The organism is Bacteriovorax sp. BSW11_IV, from assembly GCF_000447755.1.
GTDB lineage: Bacteria > Bdellovibrionota > Bacteriovoracia > Bacteriovoracales > Bacteriovoracaceae > BSW11-IV.
Genome location: NZ_AUNE01000052.1, coordinates 77,478 through 92,186 on the forward strand (window position 1 = coordinate 77,478; position 14,709 = coordinate 92,186).

General features: G+C 36.3%; 17 protein-coding genes. 10 read left to right on the plus strand and 7 right to left on the minus strand.

What is annotated here, in order from left to right; translation table 11 throughout:
- Positions 1-49 precede the first annotated feature (49 nt).
- From M899_RS18000 to M899_RS15180, 4 genes are read left to right on the plus strand one after another with little or no spacing between them, the layout of a single operon-like run.
- A complete protein-coding gene (locus tag M899_RS18000) occupies positions 50-2,365 on the plus strand; it encodes a mechanosensitive ion channel family protein (protein WP_052610363.1) in 2,316 nt (771 codons plus the stop codon).
- On the plus strand, positions 2,358-3,410 hold the full coding sequence (locus tag M899_RS15170; RefSeq protein WP_021272314.1) for a magnesium transporter CorA family protein: 1,053 nt from the start codon (positions 2,358-2,360) through the stop codon (positions 3,408-3,410). Before M899_RS18000 ends, M899_RS15170 begins: the two co-directional genes overlap by 8 nt.
- Positions 3,407-4,333 carry a 30S ribosomal protein S6--L-glutamate ligase gene (gene rimK, locus M899_RS15175; protein WP_021272325.1) on the plus strand — a complete coding sequence of 309 codons (927 nt, stop codon included), beginning with the start codon at positions 3,407-3,409 and terminating at the stop codon, positions 4,331-4,333. Before M899_RS15170 ends, rimK begins: the two co-directional genes overlap by 4 nt.
- A 16-nt stretch (positions 4,334-4,349) precedes the next feature.
- Positions 4,350-5,342 carry a succinylglutamate desuccinylase/aspartoacylase family protein gene (locus M899_RS15180; RefSeq protein ID WP_021272281.1) on the plus strand — a complete coding sequence of 331 codons (993 nt, stop codon included), beginning with the start codon at positions 4,350-4,352 and terminating at the stop codon, positions 5,340-5,342.
- A 66-nt stretch (positions 5,343-5,408) separates the two neighbouring features.
- Here M899_RS15180 and rpsD read toward each other — a convergent pair whose 3' ends face one another.
- The 3 genes from rpsD to M899_RS18005 form a co-directional block, all read right to left on the minus strand.
- Complete coding sequence (gene rpsD / locus M899_RS15185; RefSeq protein WP_021272465.1) at positions 5,409-6,041, minus strand: 30S ribosomal protein S4; 633 nt, start codon at positions 6,039-6,041, stop codon at positions 5,409-5,411.
- Positions 6,042-6,184: 143 nt separating this feature from the next.
- Entirely contained in the window at positions 6,185-6,943 is a 759-nt protein-coding gene (locus M899_RS15190; RefSeq protein WP_231370286.1) for an aminotransferase class IV, read from the minus strand.
- Between the two features lie 98 nt (positions 6,944-7,041).
- Positions 7,042-7,548 carry a rhodanese-like domain-containing protein gene (locus M899_RS18005; RefSeq protein ID WP_196801781.1) on the minus strand — a complete coding sequence of 169 codons (507 nt, stop codon included), beginning with the start codon at positions 7,546-7,548 and terminating at the stop codon, positions 7,042-7,044.
- An 82-nt stretch (positions 7,549-7,630) separates the two neighbouring features.
- Between M899_RS18005 and M899_RS15200 the strand changes: the two genes are divergently transcribed.
- The 4 genes from M899_RS15200 (at position 7,631) to M899_RS15215 (ending at position 10,627) form a co-directional block, all read left to right on the plus strand.
- Positions 7,631-8,893 (plus strand): CFI-box-CTERM domain-containing protein, encoded by a 1,263-nt coding sequence (locus tag M899_RS15200; protein WP_021272458.1) that lies wholly within the window; start codon positions 7,631-7,633, stop codon positions 8,891-8,893.
- Positions 8,871-9,272, plus strand: a complete 402-nt coding sequence (locus tag M899_RS15205; RefSeq protein ID WP_021272328.1) for a response regulator — start codon at positions 8,871-8,873, stop codon at positions 9,270-9,272. Before M899_RS15200 ends, M899_RS15205 begins: the two co-directional genes overlap by 23 nt.
- Before the next feature lie 68 nt (positions 9,273-9,340).
- Positions 9,341-10,072, plus strand: coding sequence for a YebC/PmpR family DNA-binding transcriptional regulator (locus tag M899_RS15210; protein ID WP_021272462.1), 732 nt, complete (start codon positions 9,341-9,343; stop codon positions 10,070-10,072).
- A gap of 9 nt (positions 10,073-10,081) precedes the next feature.
- The gene (locus M899_RS15215; RefSeq protein ID WP_021272285.1) at positions 10,082-10,627 is read left to right on the plus strand and encodes a glutathione peroxidase; all 546 of its coding nucleotides are present in this window, start codon (positions 10,082-10,084) and stop codon (positions 10,625-10,627) included.
- On the opposite strand, the gene M899_RS15220 is transcribed toward M899_RS15215, so the two are convergent.
- Positions 10,596-11,690: a sensor histidine kinase gene (locus tag M899_RS15220; RefSeq protein ID WP_021272347.1), complete on the minus strand. Its 1,095-nt coding sequence runs from the start codon at positions 11,688-11,690 to the stop codon at positions 10,596-10,598. The two genes, M899_RS15215 and M899_RS15220, sit on opposite strands and share 32 nt — an antisense overlap.
- 99 nt (positions 11,691-11,789) lie before the next feature.
- On the opposite strand from M899_RS15220, the gene M899_RS15225 reads away from it, so the two are divergent.
- Positions 11,790-13,280: a sensor histidine kinase gene (locus tag M899_RS15225; protein ID WP_034729802.1), complete on the plus strand. Its 1,491-nt coding sequence runs from the start codon at positions 11,790-11,792 to the stop codon at positions 13,278-13,280.
- The gene (locus tag M899_RS18010) at positions 13,277-13,642 is read left to right on the plus strand and encodes a response regulator (RefSeq protein ID WP_021272392.1); all 366 of its coding nucleotides are present in this window, start codon (positions 13,277-13,279) and stop codon (positions 13,640-13,642) included. Before M899_RS15225 ends, M899_RS18010 begins: the two co-directional genes overlap by 4 nt.
- Here the strand turns inward: M899_RS18010 and grxD are convergent.
- Genes grxD through M899_RS15245 form a run of 3 tightly spaced genes read right to left on the minus strand, consistent with a single transcriptional unit; the run spans position 13,639 to position 14,697 of the window.
- The gene (gene grxD / locus M899_RS15235; RefSeq protein ID WP_021272382.1) at positions 13,639-14,028 is read right to left on the minus strand and encodes a Grx4 family monothiol glutaredoxin; all 390 of its coding nucleotides are present in this window, start codon (positions 14,026-14,028) and stop codon (positions 13,639-13,641) included. The two genes, M899_RS18010 and grxD, sit on opposite strands and share 4 nt — an antisense overlap.
- 13 nt (positions 14,029-14,041) lie before the next feature.
- Positions 14,042-14,299 (minus strand): BolA/IbaG family iron-sulfur metabolism protein, encoded by a 258-nt coding sequence (locus M899_RS15240; RefSeq protein WP_021272383.1) that lies wholly within the window; start codon positions 14,297-14,299, stop codon positions 14,042-14,044.
- Positions 14,299-14,697, minus strand: a complete 399-nt coding sequence (locus tag M899_RS15245) for a hypothetical protein (RefSeq protein ID WP_021272309.1) — start codon at positions 14,695-14,697, stop codon at positions 14,299-14,301. Before M899_RS15245 ends, M899_RS15240 begins: the two co-directional genes overlap by 1 nt.
- Between the last annotated feature and the right edge of the window lie 12 nt (positions 14,698-14,709).

Consider the following 14,709-nt stretch of genomic DNA (forward strand, 5'->3'; position numbering starts at 1 on the left):
AAGTTTTCCCATTTCCCTTTAAAATTAAAGAATAGAAAGGGAGTTCTAAGTGTTGCGAATACTATCGTTATTTTTATGTCTATTTATTTCCGTCCAGTCATATTCACAAAATAATTTGGAAGATGATCTCAAGGCCATCCATGGAAACTACACAAAAGTAAATGTTGAATTTGGTGCCTTAAAAATCGAACGAAAAAATCTCTCAGGTGATTTTGCAGGAGTTGTTTCTGGTACGGTAGATAAGGGACTCACTAAAAAAATTCTCGATTCGGTAATTCTTTTTGAAGAAAGAAATAATATTTTGAAAGAAGAAGTTGTCGATATTCATGAGAGAGTGACTTATTTAAAAGACAACTTCTCTGAAGTAGAATCAGTAGATCTTCAAAATCCTGAAATTCAAGAGACGTTAAAAGCAAAAAATGAAGTCTTTAAAATGGACAATGACCTTTCTCGTATGACAAAAGAAATGGATCGCTATACTTTAGAGGTCAGTAAGTGGAAAAACTTTCTTTCTAATAGAATTCAAGAAGATTCAAAAAAGGCCTTTTCTCATTTTAAGTTAAGAGAAACTATCATTCATCCCATCTCTCAATTGAAAATGGTATTCCTTGTTGATTCAGATGCAATCCTAAAGCAGGTTAAGCAAGAGTATGATCATCTCTTTGATAACGAAGGGAGAGTTCAGTTTTTAGGATTATTGATTGTATTTTTCTTGTCATTAATTTCTTTGATGCTAATTTTCTCAAAAACTGAACAGGCCGTTCGTGCTCATTCTTTCATTTTGGGGGGAGATGTTTCAAAAGGCGTTTTTGAAAATGTTTTTAAAAATAAATTCATAGTAAGTTTATTTCTTTCTTTAAATATATTGAGCTATTTTGAAGGACCTTATATTGAATTTTCTGTTGTGATTTTTATTGCGAACCTCATTTTAATTCCTTTCCTATGGTTTCGATGTGCTACAGTTCTCATTGAACTCGTGTTTACAGAAATTAATAAAAGTGAAAAGGAATTTGCCGCTAAAATACCAAAAATATCTTTCTTATTATTTTATGCCCTTTTTCTCATTGAAAACAAATTTACCCTAGAATCAGATATCATTTCATTTACAAAAGATGTTGTTCTTATTTATTTGGCAATTACATTTTTTAAACTTACGGGTCATATTCGAGCTGAGAATATTACAGGATATTTCAAAAAAGGAAGTATCTTTCTTTCATTTTTAAATATCTTTACCGTATTTCTTTCTTTCGCCATGGCCGTTTCGGCCTTTGTTTCAGTTGTCGGGTTTAAAAATCTAGGTAACGAACTTACTGATAACCTTTTCAAAAGTGTTCAGCATCTTTTTTGGGGATGGTTTATTTACCATCTTGTTCTTGATCTTGTTATCAATCTCAAGAATAAAATTCAACTCAAAGAATTTAAAGAATTTTTTGATAACTTAATAAGAACAATGAACTTTATGTTCTTTATTCTTTTTATCTACTTTGTGGCCAATCACTGGGCAAAAGAGTTCTTACTGGTAAAAAGTTTAGGTGATGTTGAACTCTTTTTTATGGGAGGAACTGCTGTTAAATTTTCTCAGCCTTTCAATCTCGTTCTTTTATTTTTTGTTTACAATATTATCTTTCATCTTGTGGACGCTTCATTGAAGCTTGTCTTAGATGATGAACCTGTGACAGGTGGGCCCCGTCAAACGGCCCATTTCTCTTCGGTTTTAAAATATGTTTTTATTGCCATTTACATTGTGCATATGTTTTCAATTTTAGGGGTGACTTATAAAAACCTGGTCATTATTGCTTCAGCATTAGGGGTCGGGATTGGATTTGGTTTACAAAATATTGTTAACAATTTTATTTCCGGAATTATTCTTTTATTTGAAAGACCTGTTCGCGTTGGAGACTTTATTGAGATAGATGATAATATCCTTCAGGTTAAGCGTATTGGGATTAGAAGTACGATGGTTGTGTCTTTTGATAATAGTTGTACTGTAATCCCAAATTCTGACATCTTATCAAATAGACTTACCAATTGGACTTTAAACGATAATAAAATTGGAATGAAATGTTATGTGGGTGTGGCCTACGGAACAGATCCAGAGGTTGTTACAACTCTTTTAGAAAGACGTGTTTTGGAAACTGCTGGAGTTCTTCAAAGTCCGCCGCCAAGAGTTTTATTTACAGAATTCGGTGATAGCAGCCTTAATTTTGTCATTAAATTTTGGGTAAATCGTCCAGATATACAGCATGAAGTGAAAAGTAGAGTTATGCATACAATTAATAAAGCTCTTGCAGAGGAAAATATTTCAATCCCATTTCCACAACGAGATTTGCATATCGTAAGTACGGTGGGAGGTCACATTGAATAAAATTACAAGCTTTGGTGACATGTCACAAATTAAATATGAATCAGACTCAAGCATTGAGCAAATTTTCTTCCGTGGGGGAGAAGTTGAAGTTCATAGCGAAGTTTCGATTGATACGGCCATGGAAAATCTCGCCAATAAGGCACATCTTTTTTCATGGACTCATCTGAGCGGTTTTAGTGAAGAGAATTGTCGCTTCTTGGCCGAACTTGGGATTAATGAAATTTTTATTGAAGATATTGTTTCTCCTGTTTCATTTCCATTTATTGAAATCGATGATTATGTCCTTCTTCTTTTAAAAGAAGATATTTTTTCAGGTAATTTAGAATCGGCAAATATCGCTCTTCTATTATTAAAAAATAGAGTCGTAACAATTACTAGTAACTCTCTTCATTTCTTTAATCGCTTTGTCGATAAGAGGCTTATGGCCAAAGGCTCACATATTTCTGAGGATAGAGTCGAGAATTTATTTCTTTCGCTGTTTGATTTCTTTGTTGACCGATACTCAGATCGTTTTAAGAAAATTAAATTAAATTATTATGAACATTCAGAGAAGTTGGCAACGGGGGAGATTTCCCACGGTCTCATTCGTTCAATTCTTCCTATTAGAGATCAGATACAAAAAGGAGCTTTTCTACTTGAAAAGGTTGAAGATGAGCTAAATGTGTTAACAAATTTTTTCAAAAAAGAAGAGCTACAACGTTTTGAAGATTTTTGGGATGAGGTTCATGAAAATATAAAGGTATTGAATCTCAAGGCACAATCATTATTAGATAATTTTAATAGTACAATTAATCTGTCGATTGCCATATCCTCATCTAAACAAAATGAGGCCATGATGCTTCTTGCGGTCCTGTCAACTTTTTTTGTACCTTTAACATTTATAACGGGTCTATATGGAATGAATTTCACAACTCATTCTCCTTTTAATATGCCTGAACTGAGTTGGAAATACGGGTATTTTTTTGCTCTTGCTTTAATGCTAATATCAGTTTTAACTGTCTTTATATATCTAAAAAAGAAAAAATGGATTGGGAGATCTGTGTGAGTGCTGAAAACGGTGGATTAAAAATTGGAATTCTATCTCGTTTACCTGATAGTTATTCATGTCAAAGATTAGTGGAAGAAGGGATTAAGCGAGGACATCAAGTTGAAATTTTTGATCCTCTTCGTTGCTATATGACAATCTCATCTTCTAAGCCAACTGTTCATTATATGGAACATGAGCTTTCTTATCTCGATGCAGTTATTCCAAGAATTGCTACGGCCGTAACTTTTTATGGAACTGCTGTTTTAAGACAGTTTGAGATGGGGGGGACATTTTCAGTTAACCCTTCTGGAGCAGTTTTGAAGTCTCGCGACAAACTGCGTGCCCATCAAATTCTCGCAAGAAAAGGAATTGGGATGCCTGTTACAGGTTTTGCTCATTCTACTGAAAAAATAGATGATATGATCCAACTTTGTGGTGGAGCTCCTCTTGTTGTTAAACTTCTTGAAGGTTCACAAGGTAAGGGAGTTGTTTTGGCCGAAACTAAAAAGGCCGCTGAAAGCGTTATGGAAGCCTTTCGTTGTTTGAATGCTTATTTCTTAGTTCAAGAGTTTGTCAAAGAAGCAAATGGGGCCGATATTCGTTGTTTTGTTGTGGGTGACAAAGTTGTTGCTAGTATGATGAGACAAGCAAAAGAAGGGGAGTTTAGATCAAACCTTCACAGTGGTGGAAGTGCAAAGGCCATCAAAATCACAAAAGAAGAACGTCGTATTGCGATTCTTGCTGCTAAAACTCTAGGTCTAAATGTAGCTGGTGTTGATATTTTACGTTCTAATGATGGTCCTAAGTTGATGGAAGTGAATTCTTCTCCAGGTCTTGAAGGAATTGAGAAGTCTACAGGTATCAACGTTGCCGAAAAAATTTACGAATTTATTGAAAATGCTAAACGCGTTGTTGCTCATGGAGACAAGCAGCGCTGTTAGATAAAAGGATTGTTCCATGGTTCATGAATTTGAATTAGGTGGTGAGGTTATTCTTCCTGGACAAAGGAAGCTCATAAGACTTTCAATGCCTTCTCTTTTTGATTGTACCGAACTTGGAATTCCTGTTCATGTTATTAGAGGAAAAAAAACAGGGCCTACTTTATTTGTTTGCGCGGCCATTCATGGCGATGAAATAAATGGAGTGGCCGCTTGTCGAAAGCTTCTTAGAAAAAAGATACTTGCAAAACTTAAGGGAACACTCTTAGTCATTCCGATTGTAAATGTTTTTGGTTTTAATAGTGCTGTTCGCTATCTCCCAGATAGAAAAGATTTAAATCGTGTTTTCCCTGGGAGCTTAAAAGGTTCCTTGGCCTCACGAATGGCCCATATTTTTATGAACGAAGTTGTAAAAAAGTGTGACTATGGAATTGACCTCCACACTGGTGCCATTCACCGTTCTAACTATCCTCACATTCGCGTATCATTTCAACGACCACTAATGAAAAAGCTTGCTGCCAGTTTTGGCGCTAAGGTTATTTTGGATAGTAAACTACGAGATGGCTCTTTGAGGCAAGCGGCCTATGAAGCGGGCACACCCGTTCTCCTTTTTGAAGGTGGGCAGGCGCTGCGCTTTGAGAAGAAAGTTATTGATGTTGCGGTGACTGGCATATTGAATGTTATGTCGCATTTAAAGATGCTACCAACTGTGGAGAAAGTTGGTTCAACTCCTGTTGTGGCAAAATCATCTGGTTGGATTAGGGCCACACGTAGTGGTGTGTTTATGCCTTCAAAAAAACTGGGTGACATTGTTCATAAGGGTGAGATCATTGGAAAAATTAGTGATCTTCTTAATGATAAATCTTATCTGGTAAAATCGAAGTACGAAGGACTTGTGCTTGGTATTAGCAATCTCCCTTTAGTTAATGAAGGGGATGCCATTTTGAATATTGCTTCAGCGAAAAATATAAAAGAGTTTGCTGACGATTTTGTCTATAACGACTATCTTTAATTTTCATTTAAAAAAAAGGCCCAGTTTAAAACTGGGCCTTCTTCTATTAAGAATCGAAAAAACGAATTACTTAACTTTGAAGTAGAACTCTGTTACTAGCTGACCATTGTATTCGAATGGGATATCAGCTGGCATTGGTTCAGCAATCATTTTAGCTTTTAGGTTTTCACCGCTAGCTTCAACATTGTAACAAGCTGGAACAGATGGAAGTCTTGGAGTTTCAACTGATTGCTTGTAAAGTTGGTTTTTGTAACCTTTCTCAGAAAGTGTAAGAACGTCACCTGGCTTAACTACGAAAGAAGCTTTGTTAACTTTTTTACCGTTAACAAGAACTTGACCGTGAGCTACCATTTGAGAAGCAGCTGGCATTGATGGTGCCCAGTTAAGACGGAAGATTACGTTGTTAAGACGAGACTCAAGAGTGATTAGAAGTGTATCCATCCACGCTCTTGTTTTGTTTCTCTTAGCTTGCTTAACGTAAGTAACTAGTTGTTTCTCTCTTAGACCGTAGTGAAATACTAGTTTTTGTTTTTCTTTAAGACGAACAGCGTAATCAGAGATTTTCTTTCTCTTGTTACCGTGAACACCTGGTCCGTAAGGACGTCTTTCAAGTGCTCCTGCTTTTCCTAGACCAGGAAGTTCAAGACCTAGCGCTCTTTGAATTTTAAAGCGGGCCTGACCTGTCGTTGACTTTGCCATATAAGCTCCTAATTTTATTGTGTTTTTGGGACATGGCCAATGGTCGCATCACATCTCTGGGATATACCCAGGCCCTCAAACACCGTTAATACTTGAATGCGACTGGTGGATCATACTGAAAAGGCTTGTTTGTGTCAATGAAATCAACGAAGTCCAAGTTCTTTTTTATAGAGCTGGAGCAGCTTTAGGGTGAATTCGCCAGGTAGCCCTGTGCCAACAGCGTTGCCATCAATCGTCGTTACAGGGACTATTTGTTTAGTGGTGGCCGTGACAAAGCATTCATCGGCCATGCGAAGCTCTTTTGCGGTAAAATTTTCTTCAAAAACTGGAATATTATGCTTTTTGGCCACTTCTAGTAGCTTGGCCCTCGTAATACCGCCTAGGAGTCCGGCCTTAAGGGGTGGCGTGATGACCTTACCATCTTGGACGATCCAAACATTACTTGTTGTGGCCTCTGTGACATAACCTGCGTGATTGAGCATGATGGCATCATGGGCACCAATTTTCATGGCCTCTTCGTAGGCCATGACATTATTGAGATAGTTTCCAGATTTTGCTCCGGGGTCCACTGATTTCACTGATGTTCTGATAGTGTCGGCCACAATAACGGATAGACCTTTTGTGAGCCACCATTCAGGATTTTCAGGGAGCTCTTTTGCTATAAGAATAATGTTATTTTTCTTGGCCAGAGATGGATCGAGACCAATATCACCTTCGCCACGTGTAATGATAATTCTAAGGTAAATTCTTGGGAGAGCGATGGCCTTGATAAGTGAATCGATTTGAGCAGAGAGATCTTCCTTAGTGAAAGAGAAGCTCATATGTAATTTTTCTGCTGAGGCCCAAAGTCTTTCTAAATGCTCAGGCAAAAGAAAAGGAATACCATTAAAAGTTTGTGTCACTTCGTAGACAGAATCACCAAACAAAAAGCCGCGATCAAAAATAGAAATTTTTGCATCTTCTCGAGAGAGAATATCACCATTTATGCTAACTAGATGTTTTATGGGTAAACTCCTTCATAGCCTTTTGGAAGTAAGTCAAAGGCCTTGCTTGAGACGTGAACTTTATTAGTCTTCTCACCATTTTTTTCAAATGACTTTTGCGCCTGGGCCCAAGCTAAAACTCCGCCATAAAGATTGGAAGCATCGAAGTTTTTTTCTTTCAACTCTTTGGCGTATTGCGTGGCCCTCGTGCCCACTGTGCAATAAACGATGAGGTGCTTGTCTTTGTATGAATCAATATTGCTCTCAAATTGCGCTTTGGTAATTGCACCAGTGATCATACTAATATTTATTTCTTCTTCAGTTCTAACATCAATAAGAACATCCTCTTCTTTGATATTCTTAGGATGAACCGAAGCAACAGTTGGGTTTTGTTTTTCAATGGAATTGGCCATGGAATTGATGATCTTATCTGCATTGCCATAATCAGCAGCATTGAAACAAGACGCCAAAGTTAAAAGGGCCAGTAGTGATGGGATTTTAATAATATTTTTAAATGCTTTCATATGCCCATTATGGCCAATCTGCTGTTTATTGGCCATGACCATTTTATTGACTTTACGCCTCATCGTCAGTCATACTTAAGATATGATAAATAAATTAATTCTCATACTTACATTTTTAACTCTCTCATTTAAAGCATTCTCATTTGGTGTTTTTATGAGTGACTCGGACGAGCCGGTTGTAAGAATGACAGTGGCCTCTACATTTGATCTAACTGTAGATGTTGCAGGGGATGGGAAGACTGAGGCCGCGGCCTATAAAGTTTATGTTCCCATGAAGGGTGCTTCGCAACCTGAATTATACTTCACTGGGTTAAAAACAAATTTGGCCACACCAACAAGTGGTACAATGACTTTGTATTTGAACGTGGATGTTGATGCCACTGAGAAGTATCTTGTGATTGCGGCCAAAGATGGATCTGAAACAAATTATGAAATTGTTGAAATTTTCAATTCGACTACTTTCTCTTCAGATGCTGAGGCCTTTGGACTCAATGTGAGTGTGACTGATTTGTGTCTTACTACAGGTCTAAATTGTACTTCAGCTGGGCTAACATCAGATAACACATCTGGGAAGCAAACTTATTACATTTTTCTTGCTGACACAGACATTACAAATGACGACATAAATCCAGAAGATTTTTCAAATGGTATGTACGTAGAAATAAACTATTCAACAAAAGTTGATAGCTCATTTTCGATCAACTTAAGTGCCGTCGCTCCAGGCGATGAGTCTTTATATCTGACTTATTCAACTTCAAACTCGCAGATCTCATCATTTAAAGATGTGGTGATTATTGATGGAGGATCGGCCAATGCTCCCTTTCATGGAACAGGTGGTCTTGAGAACCCTACGATCATCGGATTATTAGAAAGTAGCTCAACTTCAGGACTGGGACAGGTTAAGAACTTAACTAATGGCCAAGATTATGATGTTACAGTTGCCTTTAGAAATAAGTATCTCTTTGCAACGCCTCAATCAAATCAGCGCACAGGGCAACCTTTAGAAATTGAAGATTTTCTCGAGAAAAATTCTTGTTATCTCATTTCGGCGGGTTTTAAAACCGACCATTATGTTTTGACATTTTTGAGACATTTTAGAGACAACGTTCTTTTAAAGAGTTCGCTTGGTCGAGCATTTGTGCAAATCTACTACAGCTCGGCCCCATCATACGCTAGGGTGATTTATCGTAGCGAATTTTTGTCATCAATTTTTCGTGGCCTAGGTTGGATTAGTTACTTTGTAATTAAATATTTTTACTATATAATGGTATCAATATTAGCATTAGTAATTATTCTTCTTACGCGAAAAAGTGAGTTCACTCTTGGCAGAAGCAAAGTCAATTAATCCAAAAGATATTCTCGTTCTTATCGTTGATGATGAGCCGGATATTCTTGAACTTATGGAAGAAGAGTTCAATTACCATGGTTATAAAACCATGACGGCCATTTGTGGAAATGATGCAATAGATCTTATTCGAAAAAATAATTTCAACGTTGTTGTTTCCGATTATAAAATGCCTAACGGTAATGGTATGGCCGTGCTCAAAGAAGTGAGTACAATGGCGGCCATTGAAAAACCAGTTTTCTTCTTTGTTTCAGGTCAGGCCGATATTTCAATTGAAGAGGCCATTGATGCTGGAGCGAAAAAATTCTTTGCAAAACCTTTTGATCTAGAAGAGCTCATAAGCGAAATCGAAGTAGAGCTGATTTCTGCGTTGAAGTAGGGCTCCTTTTCAATCCCACTCATAATTGTTAAAATTCTCTTTGTTTTATTGTACGAAAAGGAGAATCTATGGCAGGTCATAGTAAGTGGGCCAATACCAAACACAGAAAAGCAGCTCAAGATTCTAAGCGAGCAAAAATTTGGACAAAATTATTAAAGGAAGTTGGCGTTGCTGTAAAGCAAGGTGGACCAGATGCCGATTCAAATCCTCGTTTAAGACTAGCTATGCAAAATTGTCGTGGTGGCAATGTTCCAAAAGACAATATTGAACGGGCCATTGCAAAGGCCTCCGGTGCTGGTGCTGAAGATTATATTGAAACAACTTTCGAGGGCTATGGGCCAGATGGCGTGGCCGTATTTGTAGAGTGTGCAACTGATAATAATACACGCACTGTTTCAGCCGTGAGGTCCTATTTTACAAAATGTGGGGGCTCACTTGGCAAAGACGGTTGTCTTCAATTTATTTTTGATCGTAAGAGTATTTTTACTCTAGCTCGTGAAAGTGTTTCCATGGATGATGATGATTTTATGATGGAAATGATTGATGCTGGAGCAGAGGATGTCGATTACTCTGATGATGAGTTTATTATGGTTATTGCGGCCATGGAAGACTTCGGTTCAGTTTCTACAAAGCTTCATGAGATGGATATAGAGCCTAAGGAAGCGGGTTTAAAACGTATCCCTAATAACTTCAAGGCCCTTGAAGGAAAGTCTTTGGAAATGTTTGAAAAATTGATCGATCTCTTAGAAGATAATGATGATGTTCAACAGGTTTACCATAACCTTGAATTTAATGAATAAGGAAGAACAATGAGACAATTAATTTGTATACTTGGCTTTATGGTTTCAATCAATGCATTTGCTCAGTCTATTTATGATTTTTCATTGAAAGATGAAAATGGAAAAGAAGTAAAATTTGATGCGTTCAAAGGCAAAACTCTATTAATTGCAAATATCGCAACTAAATGTGGTTTTACTGGTCAGTTAGAGGATTTAGAGGCCCTCTATAAAAAATATTCTTCTCAGGGATTAATGGTTGTAGGAGTACCTTCTAACGACTTCAATGGACAAACTCCCGAAGGGAATAAAGAGGTCGTAAAATTTTGTCGCTTAAACTATGGTGTCACTTTTCCAATTCTAGAAAAGATTGTCGTAACAGGCAAAGATATTCACCCATTATTTGCTTATCTGACAAAACTTAAAGATGGCAGCGTGAAATGGAATTTTGAAAAATTTCTGTTCAACAAAGATGGTGAATTTGTAGACTATTATTTGTCTATGACAAATCCGATGAGTGAGAAAGTCGTTAAGAAAATTGATTCTCTTACGAAGTCGGAAGATCAAAGTAAAAAGTAGATCCCAAATCTTTTTTACTTTCAACATTCATTTGGGATTTGTGTTTTTTCAAAACTTTTTGACAGTAATGAAGACCGATCCCAAATCCTCTTTCTCCGTCCACACCATCTTTTGAGACATTGGCATTTTCATCAAAAAGTGCTTGAATCGTTTCCTCATCAATTCCTAGACCTGTATCTTTCACATAAAAGCGAAGAATATTGTTGTCGCCTGTGATGTAGGCACCCAATTCGATTTTTCCACCTGCATTTGTGAACTTACAAGAATTATTGATCAGGTTTAGAATGACGTTTTTTATTTTTATTTCGTCTATGACAACTGACTTCGCTTCAAGTTCTTTGAGATTCAAATTAAAATCGAGGTCTTTATTTTCTATGAGACGCTTAACTTCACTGGCAATATTTTCCAGATAGTCCTTAACTTCAACAGGGTGGAGATCGAGAACGATCTCTTTACTTTTAAGCTGCAAATCACTCAGCAAAGAATCCAACATAATAAGTGAGCTATCAACAGAGTTTTTCAAAATTCCTATAATCTCTTCTTGTGTGGCCGGATCTTCTTCTAGAAGGATGTCCAGATAGGATTTAATTGTTGAAAGTGGATTTCTTAAATCGTGACTGACAATACTTGTGAAGGTCTGCGTATTATGCAACAGTAACTTCAAATGTTGATCTCTTTTAAAGCGCTCTAAGATATTAGAAATAAAAATATCGAAGTTTGTACTCATTATTGATTCTTTATTAATGAAATCTTGAACACCAAAGCGCAATAGGTTGCAACCAATTACAGGTGATTGGCAATCACTTATAATAACAATTGGAAATTCATTAATAAGATGTTTGTTTACAATAAGAAAATCTGTCGCAGTAATACCTTGAAAGGCATAGTCTAAAAAAACAATATCAAAATGTTCTTTTGACATCTTTTCTTTGGTTGGTAAATCACATATTTCAATTGAAGTATTGAAAAGATTCATCTTCTTAAGACTTTCCACGAGGAAAGCACAATCCAACTTACAGTCATCAATGATGAGAACCCTTAGGGTTTTTTCCTTATTATTCATGGCTTAATTGTACTTAGAAAAATTACTCCTAGAATATTAATATATTCTCAATTTTATAGAACCTTGAATTATTTAAGTTTTTATAAAGTATAGTGAATTATGGGGAAAATATTAAGATGGATAATTGACCAATTAACATTTCATGGCAGATTTCATCGCACTAAACTGGATGCTGGTCAGCTAGATATTTTGACTGTTTTAGGTGATGGGTATTGGGAATGGAATGTTGCAACTAACGAAGTTCGTTGGAGTCCAAAGCTCTTTGAACTTCTTGGACTTGATGCTACTCAAAAAGAAAGTTTCGAGCTTTTCATGGATCTTGTACATCCCGAAGATAGACATATTGTTGAAGAAGAGCTTGAGCGCTACTTGAAAGAAGTTGATAACTATTATCTCGAATTTAGAATGGATGTGGGCGGTGAATATCAGTGGTTTAATGATCGTGGTTTTTTGATTCAGAAAAAAAATATCATGATTGGAACTATGACTAATATCGACGAGAGAAAAAGAGCTGAGCTAAGATTAAAAAAAATAATGGAAGCTTCTAATGACATATTCTGGGAATGGAATTTTTCTGAGAAGTCGGGATGGATTGCAGGTGATTGTCCTCACGTTCACTTAACTCGTTTTCATCTTAAAAACTTATTTAAAAAGCCAAATCGACTGATGCAGATTTATCGCAAGGATAGATTAAAAGTTTTATCGTTTTGGCTGAAGGCCATTGCCAGTAAAACAACAGAGTCGCAAAAAATTACTTTTAGAATTTTGACTGAAGATCATTTTCGTTGGGTAAAGTGTAGTGTGATATTTGAATTTGATGATACCAAAAATCTCTCTTCAGTGAGCGGCTCTTTGACAGATATTCACGAGCATAAAGAGATCGAGAGAACACTAGAGAAAAAAACGTCAGACTTAAAAGAAAGTAATGATATGCTTGAAAATTTTGCTTTTGTGGCCAGCCATGACTTACAAGCACCAATTAGACATATTCGTCACTTTAGTGAGTTTTTGAAAATATCGATACAAGAAAATGATACGCCTAAAATTAATGAATACTTATCTTTAATTAATGCCTCTACGCTAAAAATGAAGTCCTTGGTTCAGGGGCTACTTGAGTATTCTAGATTAGGGCGAGTAAAGCTAAATCTTGAGCGTATTAATATTAAAGAATATTTTGAAGAAATTTTCTCACTCTACGAATTATCTCTTGATCCAAAAGATAAGTTCTTTATCGAAATAAATACGAATTTGAATTTTATCGTTGTCGATCGATTACTTTTTCGTCAGGTTGTTCAAAACCTTATAGATAATTCTCTTAAATTCCGAAAAAGTGATGTGCCTTTTATTTTTAAAATAGCGATCAGTCTTTCCCATAACGAAGTTCAACTCGATTTTATCGATAATGGCCTTGGTATTGATAAGCTTGCGATGAAAAATGTTTTTAATCTTTTCTATAAGGGTGGCTCCAAAGAGGGCAATGGAATAGGTTTGTCTTTATGTCATTTAATTGTGAAGCAACACGCTGGTGACATATCTGTTTATAGTAATGTTGGTGAGGGAACAATTGTAACAGTGAGCTTACCACTATGAAACTTGTTATTTGTGATGACTCCGCTGAGGATTGTCTCATTATAAAAACATATTTAACTTCTCATTTAAATTGTGAGCTTCTTTTTTATACTGATTCAGGTGAATTGGTGGACGACTTAAACAAAATAGGACAGGCCCATTTTATTTTGGATTTAAAAATGCCTAAATATAATGGAATGGAATTGTTAAATATAATTAAATCTCATTCGTCACAAACTTTTGTTGCAATCATGAGTTCTAGTGATAACCAAGAAGAAATGGAAAAGTGTTTAAAGCTAGGAGCGAATAAGTATATTTTAAAGGATATGGACTTGGAAAAATTTGGCCAAGCAATTATAGAAATTGCCTGGCCTAATGATTAAGAATTGAATAGTTGTTCAAGCTCTCCGTTGTGATACATTTCTGTCACAACATCATTTCCACCAATCAATTGACCCTTGAAGTAAACTTGCGGGTAAGTTGGCCAGTTAGAGAATTCTTTAACACCTTGACGGATATCATCGTCAGATAAGATGTTAAATGTTTTATAAGGGATGTTCATTGCATTTAGAATTGCAGTCGTATTCGCTGAGAATCCGCACATTGGCATGTCTGGAGTTCCTTTCATAAATACAAATACATCACTAGATGAAATTAGACCTGTAATTTGTTCATTAAGTGCAAGAGACTTGTCTGCGCTATCAACGCTCTGTCCGCCTGCTACAGGTACTTTATCGCTTCCTAAAATATTGAATGGATTGTCGCTCATAGAGATGATCTCCTTAATTGAAAATATTTTGTTCGCTGGCCTGGGCCAGTGTCATTGTTTTAATTTGTACTGCGTGAATATCTTGCTTTAATCTAGGAGCAAGTATGTCCATGATCATTTTGTGTTGTTGAAAAAGCATCTTGCCTAAAAAAGCATCGCTAGCAACAGTAATGCCTAGATGGTCTTGAGTTCCTGTAAGGTCGGTAACCATGACTTTTGCATCTGTGATATTCGACTTAATTAATGCTGCAACATCTTCGAAAATAGTCATTATAAAGTTCCCTCTGGCCATGAGGCCCAAAAGCTAGTGATTAATGTCATCGTTCTAAATACAACAGTCGTCCAACCAAGCTTCTTGTGAAGAGGGCGGATGGCATTGTTGCCTTTTAAGAACTTGCGGCCAGTAATTAGCATGGCCACGAATAAAAGAACACTCCCTATCGCAAAAAAGAGGTGTATTTTCAAAAGCATAGGGTTAGTCATTACTTTTGAAGCTTTCATAATAGCACTGCGACTCAGTTCAATTTGTAGGATGAGTAAAACATCCCAAATAATTGCGCTTGTCATCATTTTAACATGAAGAGCTCTGTTTTTTCTCTTATAAACGCCTAAATAAATTAGAGCGAGAATAAGAAAAGATTGAACTTGAAATATTAAGCTTGTGTTCATTGCATCTGTCCT

Excerpts from the sequence above, each read along its gene's own strand:
- M899_RS15240 (WP_021272383.1), bottom strand. The coding sequence starts at position 14,299 with ATGACTATTTTCGAAGATGTTGCAGCATTAATTAAGTCGAATATCACA.
- M899_RS15245 (WP_021272309.1), bottom strand. The coding sequence starts at position 14,697 with ATGAACACAAGCTTAATATTTCAAGTTCAATCTTTTCTTATTCTCGCT.
- grxD (WP_021272382.1), bottom strand. The coding sequence starts at position 14,028 with ATGAGCGACAATCCATTCAATATTTTAGGAAGCGATAAAGTACCTGTA.
- rpsD (WP_021272465.1), bottom strand. The coding sequence starts at position 6,041 with ATGGCAAAGTCAACGACAGGTCAGGCCCGCTTTAAAATTCAAAGAGCG.
- M899_RS18010 (WP_021272392.1), top strand. The coding sequence starts at position 13,277 with ATGAAACTTGTTATTTGTGATGACTCCGCTGAGGATTGTCTCATTATA.
- M899_RS18005 (WP_196801781.1), bottom strand. The coding sequence starts at position 7,548 with ATGAAAGCATTTAAAAATATTATTAAAATCCCATCACTACTGGCCCTT.
- M899_RS15200 (WP_021272458.1), top strand. The coding sequence starts at position 7,631 with ATGATAAATAAATTAATTCTCATACTTACATTTTTAACTCTCTCATTT.
- M899_RS15220 (WP_021272347.1), bottom strand. The coding sequence starts at position 11,690 with ATGAATAATAAGGAAAAAACCCTAAGGGTTCTCATCATTGATGACTGT.
- M899_RS15180 (WP_021272281.1), top strand. The coding sequence starts at position 4,350 with ATGGTTCATGAATTTGAATTAGGTGGTGAGGTTATTCTTCCTGGACAA.
- M899_RS15215 (WP_021272285.1), top strand. The coding sequence starts at position 10,082 with ATGAGACAATTAATTTGTATACTTGGCTTTATGGTTTCAATCAATGCA.
- M899_RS15210 (WP_021272462.1), top strand. The coding sequence starts at position 9,341 with ATGGCAGGTCATAGTAAGTGGGCCAATACCAAACACAGAAAAGCAGCT.
- M899_RS15225 (WP_034729802.1), top strand. The coding sequence starts at position 11,790 with ATGGGGAAAATATTAAGATGGATAATTGACCAATTAACATTTCATGGC.